Below are 21,463 nucleotides of genomic sequence, written 5' to 3' on the forward strand. Positions count from 1 at the left end.
TTATTATTCCAGCAAGTCATTCTAAAAAGGGGATTAAATGGAGTTAAGTAAACTAAAAGCACAAGTAATACAAAAGTTAGATAGCTATATAGATAATAATTTTTTAAATGTTTTTATTAATCAAGGAGATAATATAAGAGCAGTTAATACAAAAGTTTGTATAGAAAATGCAAGTTGTTCAGCAACAATTAAATTTATCATTGAAAATGAGAAAAAAACTCTTGATTTAGAATATTGCAAAGTTACCGATAGCTTAAAAGAGTCTCAAAATATAGCTACTACTAAACCATCACGGTATTATAAAATAATAGAAGAGTGTCAAAAGTTATTTATTCTAGAGGTAAAATCTCATGTGTAGGCTAAGTATTATTGAATTAGTAAGGTTGTAGTTTTATTAAAAAGGAGATTCTAAATGGATTTTAATCAAAAAAAAAAGCAGATAATACGAAATTTAGATCATTATATAAATAATAGATTTTTAAATATTTTTTCAAATCATCATCATAATGAAAGAGCTATAAATACAAGAAAGTATATTGAAGCAGCTGAAAATACGACAACTATAAAATGGATAATAAATAATGAAATAAGCCTATTAGAAACTGGAAAATATTTATCAGGGTATGATTTAGAAAAGCGAACTAATGAGTATAGTAGCTCTAAATTTTCACAAAAAATTAGTAGTGCAAACTATCAAACATCAAGCTACTATAAAATAATTTCTAATTGTAAAAAAATAATTAATGGGCAAGATCAGGATACTCTGATTGAGACTGCAATAAATACTTCCTCATTAGAGAATAATAATCTTTACGACCGTAGTATTGAAGCTAATGTAGCATCAGCGATAAAACAAAATGGTACGGATAGCTTTATATTAGATGAGAGTATTATACTTGAGTCACATACAACTTATATCTATGTGATTTACTATATTAACGCTACTTCTGATCTTGAAATAAGAATTACTAAAGATGATGAAAGTTATTCTAAAGGCTCTAGAAAACATCCTACTCTTGCTCATGTTGGTAAATTTGACCCTAATTATTTTACAAATTATGGAATAGAGAAAAATCTTAAAGTCTTAATGGCAGGGGAGATAATAACAGGTGAAAATTCTTATGAAGTTGAAATTAATAATGAAAGTGGACATTTTAAACCAAGTCAAAAAAACTTTAAAGATTGTAAAAAAATTATAGAAGATAAGTTAGGACCTTTATATTTTATTTCATATTCATTAAGCTTAGATTCAGATTTCGCTGTAAATTCTCATCAATGGATATTTATTTAAATTATTCATAATTTTTACTATGAGAAAAATTACTACTTTAGAACCATCTACATCTATAAAATACATTATTTTACGATTATTAAACATTTTAGATACATTTTGTTACTACAATCAAAAATACATTAAATACGTAGGGTTTTATAAAATGACAAATACTTTCGAAAGTACTAAGAATCAAATAATAAGAAAATTAGATGCTTATATAAACAATAGATTTATAAATATTTTCTCTAATCATCATCATAATGAAAGAGCAATAAATACAAAAAATTATGTTCAGATGTCAAATACAATTGAATGTATAAAAGCTATATTAGAAAATGAGTTATATTTATTTGATGAAAGGAGTTCAATTGAAAATTCAAGAAGTTCTCTGTATTACAATAAAAGAAGTAGTAGTGTTCATCTCTATAATTCATCTAAATATGCTAGGGAGCTTAAGAATAAAAATCAAAATACATCCACATACTTTAAAGCGATTAAGGAATGCTACCAGATATATACAAATTATGAATCTGAGCAGAATACTTTTTAAAGTTAATTTTGCTTTTAAAAAAGCTAAACAAATTCTAATAAATTCAATAATTATCAACATTTTACAACTAATTAAATAAAAGTTACAAAGTTTTACAAATACTAAATATTTTGTATACATCTGAGGGTTATCTTATTGTCTAGAAACTTCAAGTGAGTTTTTAAAACTTAAACATTTAACAAAAATAGGTAAGGGGAGTTTAGATGAAGATTAATCAAACAATTCCAAAATCTCGTATCACAATTACATATGAGATGGAGGTTGATGGTGTCAAAAAGAAAAAGGAATTGCCATTTAGACAATTATTAGTAGGAGATTTATCATTAGGCAATTCACAAGAGAGACAAAAAGATTTAAGTAATCGTAAAGTTTATGAGTTAGCGAGTCCTAATTTATCTGAAGTTATGAAGCCTATGGGTATCAAATTGAATATTAGTGTGCCAAATCATATTAGAGAGGGAGCTGAAGATATTAATGTAGATTTGGATGTTGACTCTATGAAAGTGTTTGATCCTAATACTATTGCTCAGCGTATTCCTGAGCTAGCATCATTACTTCAGGCTAAGGCTTTAATACAAGAATTTAGCTCAACTATTGATAATAATAGAAAACTTAGAAATCTACTAAATAATTGTATTAATAGTTCACAAGCTTTAGAAAAGATTCAAGAAGAATTACCTCTTCTTGAATCATATAAATTAAATGATCAAGAAAAAGGGGTTTAAAAAATGTCAGAAGTTATGGATAAAGCATATAAATGTGCAGATATTCTTTCAGCCGCTGGTTTCCAAGAGAGTGAAAATTTTCAATTAATATCACAAGATCAGTTAAGTGATAGTAAATTGCAAGCAAGTTATGAGTCTAGATTGATGACAGCTCTATCTATATTACTAAGTAATAAAAAAGATGAATCTGTCATTGATAAAAACTTAATACATAGAGTTTCTGAAATGATTGATAATATGATTAATAAGCAAGTATCTGAGGTCTTAGCACATCAGGACTTCAAGCATTTAGAAACTAGTTGGAGATCTGTTCAAGAAGTCGCAAATAATATGGACTTTAAAAAGACTCAGCTATCGATTATAGATGTTGATAAGGATGAGTTAGCAGAAGATTTTGAAAATAATAGTGTAGATGTCTCAGGTAGTGATTTCTTTAAGAAAGTATATGTGGCTGAGTATGATCAGTTTGGTGGTGAACCATATGGAGCATTGATTGGATTATATGACTTTGATAAAACTCAAGAGGATATTGAGTGGCTTACAGTCATGGGTAGAATTGCAGAAGCTTCTCATGCGCCATTTATTGCTGCTGCTTCTCCAAAGTTATTTGGTTGCCAAACATATCATGATTTGAGTGAGATTAAAGATATAGATGGCCTTATGGCACATCCTAGATTTGGCCGCTGGAATGCTTTTAGAAAGACTAGAGCAGCAGGATATATAGGTCTCACAATGCCTAACTTTATGCTAAGAGCTCCTTATGACCCTGTCAATAATCCTGCAGGTAAAGGACCTTTAAATAATTTTAAAGAAGAAGTTAGTCTAACTGCACCAGATCAAAGTTGTTTATGGGGCAATGCCTCTGTATTGTTTGCTAAAAACTTAGCTAGATCATATGAAATAACAGGATGGTGCCAGTCCATTTGTGGACCAACAAGTGGTGGAATGGTCGAAGGATTACCAATTTATAACTTTAATGAACGCGATAGCAATGCTTTTGTACTTCCTGTTAACTTCTTGATACCAGATCATAAGGAATATAGTCTAGCTAAAGCAGGGTTTATCAGTTTAGTTTATGAAAAGAAAACTTCAAATGCTTGTTTCTTTAGTGCTCAATCGCTTAAAAGTAGTGAAGAGTTTGAAGATCCTAATGATAGTGAGAATAGTCAGCTTATTACAAAATTACCATATACATTTTCGATTTGTAAGATTGCACACTATGTTAAATGCATGGCTCGTGATGATATTGGTTCAGAAGCAGATGAGACTATTATAAGTAAAAAATTAAATACTTGGATTAGTAAGTATGTAACTACTGTATCAAACCCAAATGTTTTAACAGCATCTTATTATCCATTTAAAGCAGCTAATGTCAATGTCAGTAAATCTCAAGGAATGGCTGGCTGGTATAACTGCAATATAGAAGTTCTACCTCATATTAAATTTGAAGGTATGGATGTAACCCTTAAGTTAGATACAAGACTAGCTTAAGGAATAAAATAATCATAAAAGGAGAAAAACTATGAGACAAGTAAGTAATTATGTTTCAAATGTAAATAACATATTTAGTGTAAATGCGAACTCATTGCAAAACGCTCAATCAACACACCCAGATTTTGCAATGGAGCCAAAATTCCTTCTAGGAAGCAGCTTTGCTATCAAAATAGCAGGTCAACCTGTTACACTAGTTAATTTTGCTGCTATGTATCCTGGAGGAGCTACAGAGGCAAATACAAGTATTGTAGCAACTTTAGAGAATCTTTCTGTTGCTAGTGCTACTTTAGGGACAACTGCATCTAACTCTATAACTTTTGCTGTTACAAAAGCAAGCCTTGATGCTATTGCAAATGCATATAGTCAAGCCGCTGGAAATCGTGAAATGGTAACAATTGAAGCAACAATTGCTACAGATTCTTTAGTTACAGGACAGTTCTATTTCCAACCTGCTAGTGGAACTACAGCTGGTAATTGGGGGGATATTTTAACATTTCAACAACCAATTACATTTACATCAACAAGCGCACCATCAATTGTGGAAATAGGTGGAGGAAATAGCAGTTCAAATGCTATTGGATTGATAACTTTAAATAATATACGTGCTAGTGATAATTTTACTGTTTCGATAACAGCATCAAGCATTGATAGTAATGCTAAATTTGTTTCAAATATAATGGCAAATAACTCAGCAGCAGCAGGCGCTTAAGGATTTTATAATGAGTCAAGTACACTGGAGTATGGGTCAGGTTTTATTACCTGAGCATTTTATTTCACAACAAAAATATATGCATCAATTAAGTGGGCATGTAAATAGCCTGGCTCACAGCTATAGCGATGGTGTGCTTGATGTCATTATAGATGATAAAGCACTATTATATAATATTTTAAAAATCAAAAAGTTAGCCATCTTTATGCCAGGTCAAATTTTTGCATTATTAGATTTCAATGCAATATGCCACGCATACGAATTAGATCCCGATAAAATCACAGAAAATGGTAAATTAAGCTTATATTTAACTTTAAAAAATGATCCTAACATACAGCATAAAAGTATTAATCAACAAGATATTGAAGTTGAATATTTTGAGTTTTACTTAAGTGATACTTTAGTAACTAATACAGATTATTCAGTAAAACTATTTGAATTAATCTATAGTGAAGATGAGCAAAAATGGAGTATTGATACAACTTATATACCAAAGTGTATATATTTACCATATATTTTTGCTAAACCATTTTTGAAATTAGCAATTGAAAAATTATCTGACATTAAAGATAAGCTTCATACAATATGTATAAATAAAACTTTATATGATAAATACCAGTCAGTTAACCTTAAGTTATCTGAGATTGAATTTTGGCTGAATTTACAAAATATAGATAATTGTAGCATTTCGATATCTGAGTTACGAAACTATATATATCAGCTATATCAATGTGTTTCAATAGTTATATATAACAAAACAAGTCTTTATGAGCCTTCTAAGCAACCTTTACAAGACTGTAACAAGTTATTAGAATTACTAAATAACTGCGAAGAAACTGAATTAAAAAGCTCTAGTATATATGAATTGTCTTATAAGCAAGGGGTATATCAAACAGGCATATTAAATGATGATTTCTTTACATCTGAATCAAAGTATCTTGTTTATAATAGTGGAGTTTTAGCAGCATCTCTTGATAGAAAAATTTTAGTCAAAGGCTTTGCTCCTTCTAAGGCAGAAAGTATATTATTAAAATCTTTACCAGGTATTGAATTAAAACCTATTGAGTCAGAGATATTATTAGATAGTTTCCCAGATGCCGAGGCTGTTTTTGAAATTATACCATTAGGAAATCAGTGGCAAGCGGTAGTAAATGAGAGAATATTATGCTTAAAATTTAATATAATGCATAACCCTCAATCTCAAGTATATCTAACGTGTTCATAGCTAATTTTTCTATTCTATTAAATAATTTATGTGTTTTAAAATTTAAATATGAATAATGATTAAAATTGTATTTAAAATAAAACTATATCGCTTCTATATAGAAAGATTAAATAATTGTCGAAATATTGTTATTTTATATTATTTCTTATGATTATGGATAAAATGATATAAATCAAGATTTGATGTATAATAATAAATATCAAGTACTAAGGAGCTTATTATGAATATTCTAATAGTTGATGATGATAAAAAAATTTGCTCTATGTTAGAGATATTTTTTAGTAAATATAATTACAATATAAAAGTCGCTCATTCAGGAGAAGAGGCTCTAGAGATTTTAAGTACAAATCATAATAATTTTGATGTTGTCACATTAGATATTCACATGCAAGGAATATGTGGCATTGAAACATGTAAGAAGATTCGAGAGTTCTCTGATGTGCCTATATTAATGGTAACTTCATCTCAAGAAGATATTAATACTATAGTTGCATTAGAGGTAGGTGCCGATGATTATGTGATTAAGCCTTTCAATCCTATGGTGTTATATTCAAGAATTAAAAATGTAATTAGAAGGTCTCATAAACAAGATCAAATATCTGTAAATAAAAAAACTGCTAATTATGTATTTTGTGATTGTATACTTGATGTAAATACACAAACATTAAAACATAATGGTGAAATGATACCAATAACGACAGGGGTTTATAGAGTTCTTAAATATTTTTTAGAAAATTCTAATATTGTTCTTTCAAGAGAGCTTCTAATGGAACAAACACAAAATAGGTCATTAGAAAACTTTGACAGGTCAATAGATATTCAGATTTCAAGATTAAGAAAAATTCTAAAAGATGCTGGAATTAATAATGCTATAAAAACAATACATGGTTCTGGATACATGTGGACTCAGGAAGTTACATTTAAAAATAGTTTATGAAATCAACAATAAAAATAGTATTAAAAAATAAATTTTTTAGATTATTATTTTTATTGGTATTAATGCTACTTATAATACAGATTACTATAGCTTCATACTTCATGTCAGCGCAATCAATAAATAATACCCATAAAAATATTATTAAAGCTTATGTTGAAAATATTAATGCTATTAAGATGCTTTCGAGTTATCAAGGAGAAAACTTAGAAGGTAGTATATTTTTAAATTTTAAGTTTAATGATGTGTTTGCCAAATTTACAAAAAAACCGTTATGTAGTTTTCAAATAGGTCAAAAAGATTTTATTAATGTATATAATCAAAAAAAACATATTAAAATTTACCTATGGAGTTGTATTTCTATTAAAAATAATGGTGCTTGGCTGAACTATATTATTAAACCATCATTTCCAAGACAAAATATATTATTATTTTCTAACTTAGTAACTGGAATTATTCTAATTATTATCGGTATTTTTTGTTGGATTTTGTTAAAAATAATTATTCCTACTAGAAAATTAGAAAATAATGCTTATGAACTTGGTATGTCTTTGATAGAGAAAGAGGTCAAGACAAATGGTATTAGATTACTAGGGCGGTTTAGTAATTCTATTAATTTTATTCAGCATAGATTATTCAAAGCACTAAAATTACGAACAAAAATGTTATCTATGATTGCTCATGATCTTAAATCTCCTGTAGCTCGATTAAAGCTTAGACATGAGTTAGGATTAGTTAATGATGATGATAATTTAGAAGATCTTGAACTACTTGAAAAATTATGTCAGCAACTTTTATTTGAAATAAAAGATGACATGTTTAGTCATGAGATGGTTGAACAGTTTAATTTCACTGACTTAATAATAGGAGTAATCAGCAAATATAAAAACATAACTATGAATGTCAATACAGAGGATAAGATTTATATTAAAGGAAGAAGATTAGCACTATATAGAGCTTTTGAAAATTTAATTTCAAACGCAAAAAAATACAGTGATGAAGTTACTGTGAATATCACAAAAAAGGAATGTTTTATAGAAGTAGATATCAAAGATTATGGTGTAGGTATAAAGGAGAGTGAAATAAAGAATATCTTTAGACCTTTTTATCAAGTTAACAATATGAAACAGGGTAATGGTCTTGGATTAACTATAGTTCACGAGATTATCACAAACCATAATGGGGTTGTAAGTTTAGCTAATCATTACGATCCTCATGGAGTAATTGCGAATGTCAAGTTACCAATTTAAAACTACTATATTAGTATTAATGGCGCTAGTATCCCAAATTATTATAAGTATAGTTCCAGAGATATCTAGTCATCGCCCTGTAATTTTTGAAAATTCTTATAGGTATTTTAGATATTTTTATCTAATAGGTGGGGTATTACCCGCTATGTTATTTATAGCACCAATATTATGTTTCTCCTCACATAAAAAAATTAATCAAATAATAAAATTTGGTTTTATTATTGGTTTTATTATTTATATTATTCATGGTGAATTTTTTTATTCTGACACATTCTTAAAAGAAGTATTTTCAAATATCTGTGTTGCTATAATATATACAAATATAATAATACTATTATATAAAGCTATCCTAAGAGTCAAAAACAAACTCTTAATTATTGGGGTTTTTTGTAGTTTTTTTCCTTTATCAAAATTAGTAATGTTATTAACAGAGTTGGTATTAGTTAAGGATCCAGTTTTAAGAGGGGAGATAATTATATATAGTTCTTCAATCTTATTTCTTATATTACTATTAATATATTATTTTATTACAATAAAAGAACCAAAAGAAATAGGAGTAAGTTATAAGAATTTTTCTATAAGAATTTTTGTATATTTGATAAATATTTTGAAAGAATACTCTATAATAAAGTTATTTATTTATTTACTAATATGTGGAGTTATAAGTGGATTTATACAGCAATATATACTACATGATTTATCATTTAGTAATAAGCAGGATCTTAATTACTTTTTCTTTTTTCAGGTAATAATATATCCAATATTGTTTATATTAATAATCTTAGTATCTGCATATGTAACTAAAGAAAAATTTAATTTAATATTTTTTTGCTCGAGTATACTATTATTTTTAAATATTTTGTTAATCTTAATTTTTGGTAATAGTTCTATCCTAAGAGAACTACTTATTGTTAATTATAATTGGTATTGTCCATTTTTATTTTTTCTAATTATTACTAAATATATAGCAAAAAATAAATATCATAGATTTAATATAATTCTATCTCTAGGTTATGTGACATTTCTATTTGGAACAATCTCATCTGAATGGATAAATATTTGGTTTAATAGTAATTATATAGTACTAATACTATTACTATTTATAATACCTCTGGTAAATATTAAATTAAGAAAACCAGTATTATCATATTAATTTTTTAACTAAATAGTTTGCCTATATTGTAATGCCTCCAAATATTTTCTAGTTTTACATTTTAAAACATATAAGAAATATCTTTGTTACATATTTATTATATTTTCCTCTTATGAGTCAAATATAAAGGAAATAGTTGATATGTTGGATGATCAAATTGATATTAATATAATTACTGATACTATCAATGTGTATATAGAAAAAGCTAGTAAAGCGAATATATTTAATTGGCAGTTATTACATCATCATGGTGCTGAAGGTATTTATAGAGCAGAAACTTTAGGGCGTTGGTGCGATATAGCGTGGCACAATATGAAATTAGATGCTTTATTAAAGTCTTATTTAAATACTAAGAACTATATATTTCTAGCTGATCAATTAGCTTATGTAAATTCCCAAAATCCTAAAAAAGAGGAATTTAAAATTGTAACTGCTGAAATGTATACAGATGCAAAATTATTAGCTGGTGGTAATAATACAAAGAGTTCACTAAGATACTATATAAATTCTGTTTACAATTCACCTAATCAGCAACAATCACTATTCTTCGACTTAGGTAGCTGTAATCTTAGAAGCGGTATTTTTAGAAGTAGTATTTTTGGAGGGACTGAAGAAGATTCTAATAGTGATTTAACATTACATATAACAGACTTGGGTAGTTTTGATGAGAAACTAGGTGTTTCAGCACATGATGTTCATAGATATAAAAAAGTGGCAGGTGATAGGACAAAGTTTTATTTTCTTAAATATATATCTTCAGATGATGAAAAAAACGATGCTTTAGCAGAAGTAGTATATTCAAAACTTTGGAGATTTTTAATCGGTGAAAGAGCTTCAGACTCAAGACTTGTATTTGATAATAATAATCAATTAATTGGTATATGTTCAGTAGGTTTAGATAATTTTAAAGAGTTTGCAAAAATGACACTCAGTGATCAAGATCAAACAAAAGGTTTGGCATCTCTTTTAATTTGTGTTTGTCTATTTATAGAAAATGATTTTCATATATATAATTATGGTAAGTTTAATTTCTATGGTAGATCATATTATGGCAAAATCGATCATGATTATATTATTACTAAATGGCAAAGTATGAAATTAGAAGCTTCTAAATTTAAAATAGATGATTTAGCAAGAATATTAAACAATTCGAATATTAACTTGTTAGTAACTATTTTAGAAAGATTAAGATTTAGACCAACTAGTGTCAATAGTATTACTTTACGTGCAGGACATGAAATTAGAGCTCTAGTATCAGATCGTAGTAATACTACAACTAATAATGATTTAGTATCGCAGATCTTAAGTAAACTCGTAAATAAGGAAAATCGTGATGATCTTAATCGAATAAAAAGCAGTATTAAGCAACGAGCTAATAAAATGGATGAAAATGCTGAATTCAACATGAATGCAGAGATTAATAGAATTGGTAAACTTGGATCTATCAATACTAACAAGGCTAAAGAGATATTTGAGTTTTTTGTTGCAAGGATAAGAGATTTAGGAAATAAGTTAAACTAATATTTATAAAATAGTAAAGTTTTATTAAAAACCTTTATTACTAATTTTGTAATTTATAATTCCCAAAATAATACTTATTAAATATTTTATCTTACACATTTAGTCTAGTATTTGTATAATCAATTGATAGTTAAATATAAAAATTACAAACTTTTACAAATCCGAAATATCTTAGTTATTTTCCATGAGTATTATTTGAATATAGTTATTTAGACGATATATCCAAACCCAATAAATAATGGATAAATTTAATAAATAGCTAATGTTTAAAACAAATAATTTAAGAACAAGTAGGAGAATAAAAATGGAAGATATTTCTTTTAAAATACAATTAGGTGTAATTTTGCCAAAAATGACTGATGAAATTTCAGATCCAATCTTAAAGATTTTTGATGAACTAGTTGGATTTATTAAATCTGCTGAGGCAAGTGATGATGATATTAACAAAGAAGAGATCAAAGAAATTTTAATGAAAGATTTTGAAATTTTCTTAGATAAAAAGATAATTCCAAAATCAAGATACTTACAGCAAGATCAAGATGCACAAGAAATAGATACTATAGAAGACGAAGCCAAGACAGAATAAAAATAACTACTAAATAAAAGGAGATGATATTATGATAATAGGATCTGTACCAATATTTTGTATAGTAGGAGGGGTATTTTTTGGTTCATTTATCGTAGCATTTGCATGCATAGAGTTAAAAAATATCACTAAAGCAATATTTACAAAAATATTTAATAAAATGCCTGTTAGGAAGAAGTTTTAAAAATTGTTAATATAAAGATGCAATACAAGTAAATTTTGAATCATTTAAATTGAAGGTTATATTTGCTTGTATATTGAAATTTAAGCTATTAGAAAGAGTAGCTTCGTAATCATTCCCAAAAACCATTTTCAAAGTTTTATTATTGTTATTATTTGGTAATGCTAAAGTTTCTAAAGCTTCTTTTGTATTAAAATCAAAAATTTTTTGTGTAGAAATATTTATAGCCATAAGTTTGTTATCAAGATTTAATACTACATCTACAGATGAGCTTTTCATGGGACCTTCAAAAAAAAGAAAGCATTTTAATCTATTTATAGATCGATAATCAGGAGTAAGAGATGTATTATTATATTGTTTATTTTTATAAGTATTAAGAATGTCAAACATAAGATCATGATTAACTCCATATATAGTATTAATCTCATCATCTGAAATAATACGCTTACTTATTAAATTATTGACAGCATTCAATATATCTTCTTCAAAATTATTACCATTAGATTTTATTTCCTCTGAGTTAAGTATTATTTCGCTGTTTTTGATTACTTTTATACTCCATGACCTATTTAGATCTGCGTAAAAAACTCTTTCATCCCGAGAGAAAGTAAAGTTTCCAGTAAAACTATCTGATAAATATAAAGTTTTGATTTCATCAATAGTTCTAATTGGATTAGAGTATAGTTTGCTAGTCCAATCAGATCGATTAATACTATACCCTGGTCTAATATTATATGTAAACTGCCGATATAGCTCTGTTTTAAACTCTGTTGATGCTCGTTTAATATTATTATCTTTAAGCATATTGTTAATAATCGTACTTATATTGTGTGGTACTGTGTAGTTCTCAGTATCAATTGTAACTTTAGTTCCTCCTCCTAAAAACTTATAATTAACATGCTTTGATGCTTCAAAGCATAATTTCTTTAGTAAATTTTTATTGGTATTCTCATTTTTTTCAAAATCAGTTGTCACAGTAATATAGCTCCTTAGGTTTTAATTTATTTAAAGATAGCTAATAAAGTTATCTATAATGTTTCACATTTGTTAAAAAATGTAATAAACACTTGTTTCAAGAAGGTTTTACTTTTATGGAATTTTTATTAGTTTCATTATCAAGTTACAAATTATTTACAAATAGGAGATATCTTAGTTACTTTCGATACGTATTATCTGACGCATATTCAATTCAGATAATGTCAAAAATGAGAAAAAAGATACTTAATCCATCTTTTATATATTGTGTTTCAACAGCACTATCAGCTATTTATATAAATCAGCTAGTGACGAAGTTAGATCCATTAGTAGTGTTATTAATTTGTGTTGTAACATCTACCTTTTTTTTTCACTTAATAAATTTTGGTAAACTTGGAACGATATATGCAAGTTTTTTAAAAACATACCAAGCCAGCATAGCTATAAATATAAGTGCAGGAATTCTTTGGATTTCAACATTTATTGGATTATCAATTATAGATCCGTATATTTATATGGTTATTTATTTTATAGTTCCATCTGTTATAGCTTTAGTTGGAGAGTATTCTACAAATAGAAATAAGATGTCTTTAATTTCGGGAGTAAGTTTATTTGCCATATTAATTATATCTATATATCTATACATAGGTGCGTTTACTAGTAGGAGTGTAATATATGGTATATCCATAGCATTAGTTGGTGGAATTTCATCATATATATATAGAATTCAAGCAAAATCCTACTCTCTAAAAACACAGTTCTCAACATCAATGGTATTATGTGTTAGATCTTATGGAATTATCCTTATCTGTACTTTTATTATTATTTTTTATCCTAAAAATTATTCAGAATTTATGAGTATATTTTTTAATGCCCATACTGTGACTTTCTTATTGGTAGTTATAGTTTTATCATTTATAGTACCTTTATATTTTAACCAAAAAGGAATAGAAAAATCAGGAGCAAAGATTCACTCTATCATATGTGCGTCAATACCACTTTTGACATTGATTTTATCTGAGTTTGGCCATAATCAATATATCAAAGAAGAAACTCTTAAAAACTATATATTAGCAGCTTTAATCACTATCTTCTTAACTTTACCAACTTTTATAAAAAATAACAGAACTTTGTAGATTATGAATACTATTATTCTAATAGATCCCTTTATTTCTTGTGATTACATCTTTAAAAGAGTATCAGAATCAAATGCTAAAGTAGTTGTAATAATAACGAATACTAGACACAAAAAATTAAAACAAATTGAAAGTCTAGGTTATCATGAGATATATTATCTGCAACCATCTTTTAGCATACTAAGAAAATTCTTAATCAATAAAATAAATAAAGAGAATTTAAATATAAAAGCTATTCTAAATGGTACAGATGATTCTAGTATACTGACTAATAAATTAATATCTTTTTTTTTACCAAATAAGTCTAATGGTGCTGTATCAAAATATAGGACAAATAAATATCAAACTATTGAAATTTTAAGAAAGGCAGGATTATCAAATCAGCGCCAAGTCCTACTTACAAAAGATAATTACTCTAAAAAAATTCCATATATTAAAGATCTAAAATTCCCTGTTATTATAAAACCTAATAAATATGGTTCGGGTAAAGAAGGGGTTCTTATCCTAAATTCAGAAGCAGATATTTCAGAATCTTTAATTAATAGCTGTCATAGTGTATCAAACAGAGAGTTTGATTCATATCTTATTCAAGAGTTCATAGAAGGAGATGAATATGTAGTTGACAGTGTAAATATTGATGGTAAACATGATATTATTGGTATTTATAAATATATAAAATATATTGGTAACTATCAAGAAGTTGTCGTAACTGGAGTAGATCAGGTTAGTCCCTTTACATTAGAGTATCAAAAAATTTCAAATTATATTTGCAAAGTTATGGATTGTTTTGAGATTAAAAACTCGATTGACCACACTGAAATCATCCTAAAAAATGATGGCACAATAGAATTAATTGAGATAAACCCAAGACTTTCAGGTTGTGATGGGCTACTACACGATATGGCTCTACTTACTACAGGAACTGATCAATATATGTATTTGTTAAACAATATTGGTGTAGTAAATACAGCACAGCAGGAGTTTGTAGATAAATATATTTATACTAAAGCAGTATTATTATATAGTCATAAGTTTTCTGATAACCATTTTAATAGAGTTTTAGTAAAGTTGGAGTCAAGTTACTATAAGTTAATACTAGATAAGAGCCAAAGAAATAGTATAAACAAAGCATATAACTTTCATGATGTTCGAAAAGTTGTCTTATTAGCAGATAATTGTAGTAAAAAAATTGAGCATGATTTTGAAATTTTGTCATTATTAGATCAATATTAGCAAAATATATAAATAGTCACTCATACCTATCTCCAATTCGTATAATTATTAAGCTTTTGCATAGATTCTGTAGGATTTTTTGCAAAGATAAAACGATTATAAGATAGTATTTGAATAAGAAGAGGATATTCTACTTTATACTTTATTTCATTAGGTTTATATTCTAAAGCCCATTTTAATAAAAGCTCTTTCATTAACATATTTTGGGAAAAACCGTAGACAATACGATTAGAAAGATTTGGAAGATTTATTTTCAAGTAAGTATCAACTATTTGATTATGCCTATTCTGTAAAGCAACAAACAAGCCAGGCTTATAGTTAATATCTTTAGCAGCTAATAATTCAACCTTATTAACATTTGGAATATTAGAGTTCATAATACTTTGCATATATGCATCAATTGTTTCACGATATCCATTCTCTAAGGCAATAAATATCCCAGGTGTACGGTTAATGTTTTTAGCAGCTAATAATTCAACCTTATTAACATTTGGAATATTAGAGTTCATAATACTTTGTATATATGCATCAATTGTTTCACTATGTCCGTTTTGTAAAGCAACAAATAGACCTGGAAATTGACTAGAAGATTTAGCAGCAAGTAATTCTATTTTTTGATTAATGTTAATATTTTTTTCTAATATCGCTTTTATATAAGCTTTAACAGCAATTGAATGGTCATCTTGAAGAGCTATATAGACTAAGTTTTTTATTTGGGTATCTGATAATTTTGAAATATCTTGAATAAAATTATTTTTTTGATCTTGTAAACGGTTATTTGAAAATTCTAATATACTAACAGCTATAGAATCATTATCTTGAGACTGGCAAAAATGCGGTATTGTAAATTTATTATTATCGTTTACTTTAATAAAAATATCATGACTTATTAAAAAAATCTCTCTCACACTTTTAGATTTACCAATTGCTATAGTATGGTCTGCAGTTGATATTGAAAAGGCAATTGATTGTTTAGAATTTTTAATTTTAGATAAAATCTCAGTTATTTTTTCTTCAGTCAAAAAACAAGAATCTTTTGATTGCAAAAATATGTTACCATATTGATCTGAATTTAAATTTATATTAGATCTATCAAATTGACTATTAAAAAATTCAGTATGTTTTTTATAATTATTCGTTGAATATCTATGATGATCATCAAAATATCTAAAAGTTAGTCCATTATAAATTTGAACACCCTCAAGCCATGCTAGTATATCTAACAATTTATTTTCATCATAGGTTAACAGATGTCTAGTTTGTATATTTGCTCTTTTATTATATGCCACATCTATATCATTAACTAATGCCTTTATAGCATCATTTTCATTATCATTTCTATTGATATAATCATTTATTAAATTAATGCGTATAATATAGTCATCTATTTTATTTCTAATAATAGCTTGTATGGCCATATATGCTATACCAAGACACATACCCTCACTAACTATTGGATAGCCCAAAGCTTTTAGTAGTTTTAATATATTTATATTCATTTCAAAAATCCTTTGATTTCTTATTTTATTAAATAATAAATAAAAGATTTTTAGATATTATTTCCTACTTGTAAAAGTTTGTAAAAGATTTCGTTGTTTACCTAATAGATAATTTTTTAAATTAAAAACTTAGATCATTAGTACCAATTTTTGTAGCTCATAAATTCTTTCATCGATGTAGTAACTTCTCTTTTAAATCTAGATGATCGATTATAAGATAATAATTTAATAAGTAGAGGATAGTCATTTCTATTTTTAGAAACAGAAGGCTGGTATTCAGAAGCCCATTTTAATAGCATATATTTCATTTGTTTTGCACGTGTATAGTCATTCATAATAATATTTGCACATTCAGTGCTGATATCATTTCCTTTAACTTCTTTTAGGTAGTTAGATATAGCTTCTATTTTTGACTCATATTTTATTATAGCATTTATCGGATTTTGTAAGCCTGGGGTTCCATAGTTTGATTTAGCAGCAAATAGTTTAGCTTTTTCTTCATAGTTAAAAGTATTTATTTTTGAAACTGTTTGTATATATGATTTAACAGCTTCAGCATGGCCATTATCTAAAGCCATGTATAATCCAGAAACTTCTTCAGATTTTGCTTCAATTAGCTCATATTTATTTATTGATTGACAATTTGTACTTGCTATAGTTTCAATATAAGCCTTAATAACTTTTGCATGACCATTCTCTAAAGCTATATATAATCCAGGAGTACTATTATCTTTTGCTGCTAAAAGATCTTGCTTATTTATACATCGATCTTTTAGATTAATAACTGCTTTAATATAAGCTTCAACTGCATCAGTATGACCTTTTGCTAAAGCCATAAATAATCCTGGCGTGCTATTAGTAGTATCTTCAGCTGATAATATTTGTTGTTTAAATTTATTTATAGAAGCATCATTAATACTATCTATAGCTTCAATATAAGCTTCAATACTTTTTGCATGCCCATTTTCTTCTAAAATAGAGTACAATCCAGGAGTACAGCTAATATCAGTGCAAGCAGAAATTAACTCATACTTATCTATGCCAAAACAACTATTTATATTTATTATTGTTTCAATATAAGCTTTAATCATTTCAGCATGACCATTTTGCATAACTATATATAATCCTGAAAAACCACATCTTTCTGCAAGTAAAAGCTTTTGCTTATCTTGCGCATTAATATGTGATTGAGCAATTATTTCAATGTAGGCTTCAACTGTTTCAACATGGCCATTTTGCATAGCTATACATAATCCAGAAATACCACATCCTTCTGCAAGTAGAAGCTTTTGCTTATCTTGCGAATTAATATGTGATTGAGCAATTATTTCAATATAGGCTTTAACTGTTTCAATATGACCATTTTGCATAGCTACATATAATCCAGGAAAATCATCTTTATTATTTGTGTTTAATAACTTATATTTTTGATTTTCTAGAATATATTTAGTATAGTTTTGAACAGCCTGAGTATGTCCTTCTCGAAGAGCTATATATAATAAATCTTGTTTGTTTTTATCAGTCAAACTAAGAGTATCAAAATTAAAATAGCTATTAATATTAGTTGATGGAGTATCGGAGAATTCTAAGATGCTAATAGCTTTATCTTCTGATATAACTCCTTCAAAGCAAGATCTATACACTAGATTAAATGCTTGATCTACGCTATTTATAATTGAGTGATGGTTATGATTTATTAGATATATATCATTATGTGATTTACTTTTTCCAATAGCTATAATATGTCCAGGTCGTGTTATTGAAAAAGCTATAGATTTATTAGAATTTGTAATTTTATTATAAATCTCGTATATTTTTTTTCTAGTTAATAGACAAACATCCTTTGATTGTAAGAATATTTTTTGATACCCTTCGTCATTACTTCCAAAAAAATTAGTAGATCTCTGATAATCTTGATAGTTAACATAGTACTTACTCTTACCAATAGATTTAAAATCTAGTCCGTGATAGATTTGAACACCATCAAGCCATGCTAGTATATCTAACAATTTATTTTCATGAGGGGCTAATATTTGTCTAGTTTGTTTATCTGCTCTTTTAAGTTCAGCTTGTTTTATATCATTAACTAATTTATCTATAGCTTCTTTTTCATTACCTCCTTGAAATTTTATTAATGAATCTAAAAGATTAATACGCTCTATATAAGTACCTAACTGATTTCTAATAATAGCCTGTATAGCCATATATGCTATACCATAACACATGCCACCTTCGCTTACTTTATAGCCCAAAGCTTTTTGTAACTCTAAGAGATTCATTTTCAAAATCCTTTAATTTATATATTTATTAGATAATTAATTAAAAACTTTTAGGTATTATTTCTTACTTGTAAAAATTTGTAAAAAATTTCAAATACTTTATACATTTCTATTCCTAATTTTAAATTTAATGCACTAATACTGTATAACTAAAACTTATACAGTACGCTATATGATCAGCAATTTTAATATTTGCGAGAATACAAATAATTACAAAATAATAATATTTTAGAAATAATCACTAATTACCATAAACAATATCTTTGGTAAAAATGGAGATAAATTATGAATATTGATATAGCTAAAGAATCAAATAATTATCTTGAAGTTCAAATTTATGGTTGTAGAGGCGATAAGTCACTTGAAAGATTTAATAGAATAGCTCTTAGTCAAAATGAGATAGAGGTTCTACAAATTTTGCAAAATACTTTTTATTATGGTGATCAAAGTGGTGCTATCGAAAGACTTAATAAAAGTTTTGTTAAAGAAACATTATATAAATTAGAGAGAAATTGCTCATCAATTGAAAAAACACTTATCTATTTATTTTTAATGTTAGTTGATTGTAATAGTGATATTGATATTTCAAAATATGATGATCTAGAAAAAACATATAATGCTATGTTTGAAGCTCAATAAGATTATCCATACTTAAGTATTTAATATTTAATTTTGATAATCATAAAATAGTAAGGACAATAATCTCGATTGAGATATAAAAATGATTTTAATTACTTTTTGTTACAACTCTTACATCATTTGGAAATAAATTATTTATTCAAAATACAGTGTTTTTATTTTAATAAGATACAAGTAATTACAAAATAATAATATTTTAGAAACATTTGTTACTTATTGTAAAAATATTTCTATTAATAAATATTAATTGTTTACTAACAAAACTATTTAAAGATATAAAAGCCTATTAAAATAAACTATTACTTGATTAGAGGATAGGGGAGAAAATGGAAAACAAACTAATTAGTTTCGCAGAATTAGAAACTAAAACTGGATTAAGTAAACAAATGCTTTTTAATTATGCAAAAAAACTTAAGCTCAAACGAGTTAAACGGCATGTAGGAGGGCACTACAAATACTTTTTAAATGAGGATCAAGTAAAAGAATTAGAAAAATATAGGAATAATATTAAAGGTAGTCAAGGCAAAATTAATATAAAATATTTAGATATTGATAGTTATTTAAATACATCCTTTGGTTTATTTAGTAGTAAAATATTTAGTTTAAAAACTAAAGCCTATTAAATTTGGAGTCATTATTTGAACAGTTAGTTAATATTAAACTTCAATTTTTAAATCTAATAATTCCTGATGAACTAAATTATAATAACCATCTTTATTTGTATATAAACCCACTAGCTTAAAGTTCGGATTGCAATTCTTTATTATTTCTAACATTTTTTTATAAGCTCCTCTATTACCACCTTCCAATATTTTAGCAACTCCTATCTGTCTTAGTTGTGTGCTTATTTCATCAATATCCTCAAAAGAGAACTTTTTATACATTGGTAGATTTATGATAAAATCTGCTGATTTTGTTATAGGTATATTATTTTCAGATAAATAAGTTGGTGGAGTATCTGTTGATCTTACAATTGGGATTATTGTGAGCACTCTTTGAAATATTTTTATTAATTTATAATCTCCAGGATAATTATTTGATTTTATATATTGATTTATATAATCAACTACAGCTTTTATACAATTATTCTTTCTATTACCATAATCAAAGAATATATAATATTTAGATGAATGAGCTAGTAATTCTATATAAAAATCCCTCATGCCAGTTAAATATTTTAACTTTATTTTATTATTTTTTAGCTCTAAATTGTTTTTAACATCATCTAAACTTATAGCTCTAATATTAGTTAAGCAATGTTGTTGTAATTCATCTTGATAATACTTATTAAACTTATCAATTAGTTTAGCAAATTTATTGGCATTATATACCTTCATTGAAACTGTTGTTTTAATTTCGTTACAAATATTTACTCTTCCAAGGTAATTATCTATCACTGCATAATTTCTAGCTTGTTCCAATAGAGTATCAACATTTTGAACCTTAACCGCAGAATAAATCCATGGATCTATTAAAATAGCATTTTCTAAACCTTCAAGATTCTTTAAATTAACAATTTTATCTAAAGTAGCAAATCCTATATCATAGCATTCTGATGACTGATGTAATAAAACTAAAGCATGATCAGAATTAAAGTATAGCTTATTTAGATAAATATTCTCTTTAATATCTTTAATATTAATTAAGCCTCCTAAATAAATAACAGCATTGCTTAATTCACCACAATTTCCAATTTTTGTGTTAAAAGCAGATTTAGCACTGCTTTTATAACTTCCATTTGCTAAATTTCTTTCTACAGAAAAATTCTCAGATAATTTTTTATAACATAGATTTTCTAATTCTAAATTATTAAATAATTGCTTATTCTTGTTCATATTTGCTGAATATTTTATTTTAGAACGCACAGTCATAGATAGTGCAAAACCAATCGCTAACATTTTATTACTATCGATCATTTCAACTTTCTTAATAGAGTTTTTTATGATAGTAATATGCAGAGTTATCTAGAATATTTTATATATGTAATTTTTTGTAACATTATTTTATTAAAATTTAGATGCTTATAACCTTATATGCATTTTGATGATAATTTCTAGTATTGTTAGGTATATAGGATAGGGAAGTATTGAAACTCTGG

21 protein-coding genes are annotated in these 21,463 nt (G+C 26.5%); 17 read left to right on the plus strand and 4 right to left on the minus strand.

The genetic code is table 11. From position 1 onward, the window contains the following. The first annotated feature begins 37 nt into the window (after nt 1–37). The 13 genes from R8535_RS03020 to R8535_RS03080 all read left to right on the plus strand — a co-directional run bounded on the left by R8535_RS03020 (nt 38) and on the right by R8535_RS03080 (nt 11,607). Nucleotides 38–358 carry a hypothetical protein gene (locus R8535_RS03020; protein WP_329496452.1) on the plus strand — a complete coding sequence of 107 codons (321 nt, stop codon included), beginning with the start codon at nt 38–40 and terminating at the stop codon, nt 356–358. Nucleotides 359–412: 54 nt separating this feature from the next. Next, entirely contained in the window at nt 413–1,291 is an 879-nt protein-coding gene (locus tag R8535_RS03025; RefSeq protein WP_329496454.1) for a hypothetical protein, read from the plus strand. A 145-nt stretch (nt 1,292–1,436) separates the two neighbouring features. Beyond that, nucleotides 1,437–1,826: a hypothetical protein gene (locus R8535_RS03030; RefSeq protein ID WP_329496455.1), complete on the plus strand. Its 390-nt coding sequence runs from the start codon at nt 1,437–1,439 to the stop codon at nt 1,824–1,826. 203 nt (nt 1,827–2,029) lie between these two features. After that, nucleotides 2,030–2,551: a type VI secretion system contractile sheath small subunit gene (tssB, locus tag R8535_RS03035; RefSeq protein ID WP_329496456.1), complete on the plus strand. Its 522-nt coding sequence runs from the start codon at nt 2,030–2,032 to the stop codon at nt 2,549–2,551. 3 nt (nt 2,552–2,554) lie between these two features. Continuing rightward, on the plus strand, nt 2,555–4,042 hold the full coding sequence (gene tssC, locus R8535_RS03040) for a type VI secretion system contractile sheath large subunit (protein WP_329496458.1): 1,488 nt from the start codon (nt 2,555–2,557) through the stop codon (nt 4,040–4,042). A 31-nt stretch (nt 4,043–4,073) separates the two neighbouring features. After that, nucleotides 4,074–4,754 carry a hypothetical protein gene (locus tag R8535_RS03045; protein WP_329496460.1) on the plus strand — a complete coding sequence of 227 codons (681 nt, stop codon included), beginning with the start codon at nt 4,074–4,076 and terminating at the stop codon, nt 4,752–4,754. Nucleotides 4,755–4,764: 10 nt separating this feature from the next. Continuing rightward, nucleotides 4,765–5,979: a type VI secretion system baseplate subunit TssK gene (tssK, locus tag R8535_RS03050; RefSeq protein WP_329496461.1), complete on the plus strand. Its 1,215-nt coding sequence runs from the start codon at nt 4,765–4,767 to the stop codon at nt 5,977–5,979. A 220-nt stretch (nt 5,980–6,199) separates the two neighbouring features. Next, nucleotides 6,200–6,916 carry a response regulator transcription factor gene (locus tag R8535_RS03055; protein ID WP_329496463.1) on the plus strand — a complete coding sequence of 239 codons (717 nt, stop codon included), beginning with the start codon at nt 6,200–6,202 and terminating at the stop codon, nt 6,914–6,916. Between the two features lie 101 nt (nt 6,917–7,017). After that, on the plus strand, nt 7,018–8,163 hold the full coding sequence (locus R8535_RS03060) for a sensor histidine kinase (RefSeq protein WP_329496466.1): 1,146 nt from the start codon (nt 7,018–7,020) through the stop codon (nt 8,161–8,163). Then, a complete protein-coding gene (locus R8535_RS03065; RefSeq protein ID WP_329496468.1) occupies nt 8,144–9,316 on the plus strand; it encodes a hypothetical protein in 1,173 nt (390 codons plus the stop codon). Before R8535_RS03060 ends, R8535_RS03065 begins: the two co-directional genes overlap by 20 nt. 141 nt (nt 9,317–9,457) lie before the next feature. Further along, nucleotides 9,458–10,837, plus strand: a complete 1,380-nt coding sequence (locus R8535_RS03070; RefSeq protein WP_329496470.1) for a hypothetical protein — start codon at nt 9,458–9,460, stop codon at nt 10,835–10,837. 304 nt (nt 10,838–11,141) lie between these two features. After that, nucleotides 11,142–11,423, plus strand: coding sequence for a hypothetical protein (locus R8535_RS03075; RefSeq protein WP_329496472.1), 282 nt, complete (start codon nt 11,142–11,144; stop codon nt 11,421–11,423). A gap of 31 nt (nt 11,424–11,454) precedes the next feature. Further along, on the plus strand, nt 11,455–11,607 hold the full coding sequence (locus R8535_RS03080) for a hypothetical protein (protein ID WP_329496474.1): 153 nt from the start codon (nt 11,455–11,457) through the stop codon (nt 11,605–11,607). A 6-nt stretch (nt 11,608–11,613) separates the two neighbouring features. On the opposite strand, the gene R8535_RS03085 is transcribed toward R8535_RS03080, so the two are convergent. Next, nucleotides 11,614–12,579: a hypothetical protein gene (locus tag R8535_RS03085; RefSeq protein ID WP_329496476.1), complete on the minus strand. Its 966-nt coding sequence runs from the start codon at nt 12,577–12,579 to the stop codon at nt 11,614–11,616. Nucleotides 12,580–12,809: 230 nt separating this feature from the next. Between R8535_RS03085 and R8535_RS03090 the strand changes: the two genes are divergently transcribed. After that, entirely contained in the window at nt 12,810–13,715 is a 906-nt protein-coding gene (locus R8535_RS03090; RefSeq protein WP_329496477.1) for a hypothetical protein, read from the plus strand. 3 nt (nt 13,716–13,718) lie between these two features. After that, nucleotides 13,719–14,948 (plus strand): ATP-grasp domain-containing protein, encoded by a 1,230-nt coding sequence (locus R8535_RS03095; RefSeq protein WP_329496479.1) that lies wholly within the window; start codon nt 13,719–13,721, stop codon nt 14,946–14,948. A gap of 26 nt (nt 14,949–14,974) precedes the next feature. Here the strand turns inward: R8535_RS03095 and R8535_RS03100 are convergent, their stop codons facing one another. Further along, nucleotides 14,975–16,447 carry an ankyrin repeat domain-containing protein gene (locus R8535_RS03100; protein WP_329496480.1) on the minus strand — a complete coding sequence of 491 codons (1,473 nt, stop codon included), beginning with the start codon at nt 16,445–16,447 and terminating at the stop codon, nt 14,975–14,977. Nucleotides 16,448–16,584: 137 nt separating this feature from the next. After that, nucleotides 16,585–18,726 (minus strand): hypothetical protein, encoded by a 2,142-nt coding sequence (locus R8535_RS03105; RefSeq protein ID WP_329496482.1) that lies wholly within the window; start codon nt 18,724–18,726, stop codon nt 16,585–16,587. Between the two features lie 285 nt (nt 18,727–19,011). On the opposite strand from R8535_RS03105, the gene R8535_RS03110 reads away from it, so the two are divergent. Further along, the gene (locus R8535_RS03110) at nt 19,012–19,365 is read left to right on the plus strand and encodes a hypothetical protein (RefSeq protein ID WP_329496484.1); all 354 of its coding nucleotides are present in this window, start codon (nt 19,012–19,014) and stop codon (nt 19,363–19,365) included. 326 nt (nt 19,366–19,691) lie between these two features. After that, the gene (locus R8535_RS03115) at nt 19,692–19,988 is read left to right on the plus strand and encodes a hypothetical protein (protein ID WP_329496486.1); all 297 of its coding nucleotides are present in this window, start codon (nt 19,692–19,694) and stop codon (nt 19,986–19,988) included. Nucleotides 19,989–20,021: 33 nt separating this feature from the next. Here R8535_RS03115 and R8535_RS03120 read toward each other — a convergent pair whose 3' ends face one another. Beyond that, nucleotides 20,022–21,281 (minus strand): hypothetical protein, encoded by a 1,260-nt coding sequence (locus R8535_RS03120; protein ID WP_329496487.1) that lies wholly within the window; start codon nt 21,279–21,281, stop codon nt 20,022–20,024. Between the last annotated feature and the right edge of the window lie 182 nt (nt 21,282–21,463).

The organism is Francisella sp. 19S2-4 (assembly GCF_036281795.1).
Lineage (GTDB): Bacteria > Pseudomonadota > Gammaproteobacteria > Francisellales > Francisellaceae > Francisella.

Coding starts and splice junctions, on each gene's coding strand:
- tssK (WP_329496461.1), top strand. CDS start 4,765: ATGAGTCAAGTACACTGGAGTATGGGTCAGGTTTTATTACCTGAGCAT.
- R8535_RS03080 (WP_329496474.1), top strand. CDS start 11,455: ATGATAATAGGATCTGTACCAATATTTTGTATAGTAGGAGGGGTATTT.
- R8535_RS03055 (WP_329496463.1), top strand. CDS start 6,200: ATGAATATTCTAATAGTTGATGATGATAAAAAAATTTGCTCTATGTTA.
- R8535_RS03100 (WP_329496480.1), bottom strand. CDS start 16,447: ATGAATATAAATATATTAAAACTACTAAAAGCTTTGGGCTATCCAATA.
- R8535_RS03090 (WP_329496477.1), top strand. CDS start 12,810: ATGAGAAAAAAGATACTTAATCCATCTTTTATATATTGTGTTTCAACA.
- R8535_RS03065 (WP_329496468.1), top strand. CDS start 8,144: ATGTCAAGTTACCAATTTAAAACTACTATATTAGTATTAATGGCGCTA.
- R8535_RS03120 (WP_329496487.1), bottom strand. CDS start 21,281: ATGATCGATAGTAATAAAATGTTAGCGATTGGTTTTGCACTATCTATG.
- R8535_RS03075 (WP_329496472.1), top strand. CDS start 11,142: ATGGAAGATATTTCTTTTAAAATACAATTAGGTGTAATTTTGCCAAAA.
- R8535_RS03045 (WP_329496460.1), top strand. CDS start 4,074: ATGAGACAAGTAAGTAATTATGTTTCAAATGTAAATAACATATTTAGT.
- R8535_RS03095 (WP_329496479.1), top strand. CDS start 13,719: ATGAATACTATTATTCTAATAGATCCCTTTATTTCTTGTGATTACATC.
- R8535_RS03070 (WP_329496470.1), top strand. CDS start 9,458: ATGTTGGATGATCAAATTGATATTAATATAATTACTGATACTATCAAT.
- R8535_RS03030 (WP_329496455.1), top strand. CDS start 1,437: ATGACAAATACTTTCGAAAGTACTAAGAATCAAATAATAAGAAAATTA.
- R8535_RS03020 (WP_329496452.1), top strand. CDS start 38: ATGGAGTTAAGTAAACTAAAAGCACAAGTAATACAAAAGTTAGATAGC.
- R8535_RS03105 (WP_329496482.1), bottom strand. CDS start 18,726: ATGAATCTCTTAGAGTTACAAAAAGCTTTGGGCTATAAAGTAAGCGAA.
- tssC (WP_329496458.1), top strand. CDS start 2,555: ATGTCAGAAGTTATGGATAAAGCATATAAATGTGCAGATATTCTTTCA.
- R8535_RS03060 (WP_329496466.1), top strand. CDS start 7,018: ATGTCAGCGCAATCAATAAATAATACCCATAAAAATATTATTAAAGCT.
- R8535_RS03115 (WP_329496486.1), top strand. CDS start 19,692: ATGGAAAACAAACTAATTAGTTTCGCAGAATTAGAAACTAAAACTGGA.
- tssB (WP_329496456.1), top strand. CDS start 2,030: ATGAAGATTAATCAAACAATTCCAAAATCTCGTATCACAATTACATAT.
- R8535_RS03025 (WP_329496454.1), top strand. CDS start 413: ATGGATTTTAATCAAAAAAAAAAGCAGATAATACGAAATTTAGATCAT.
- R8535_RS03110 (WP_329496484.1), top strand. CDS start 19,012: ATGAATATTGATATAGCTAAAGAATCAAATAATTATCTTGAAGTTCAA.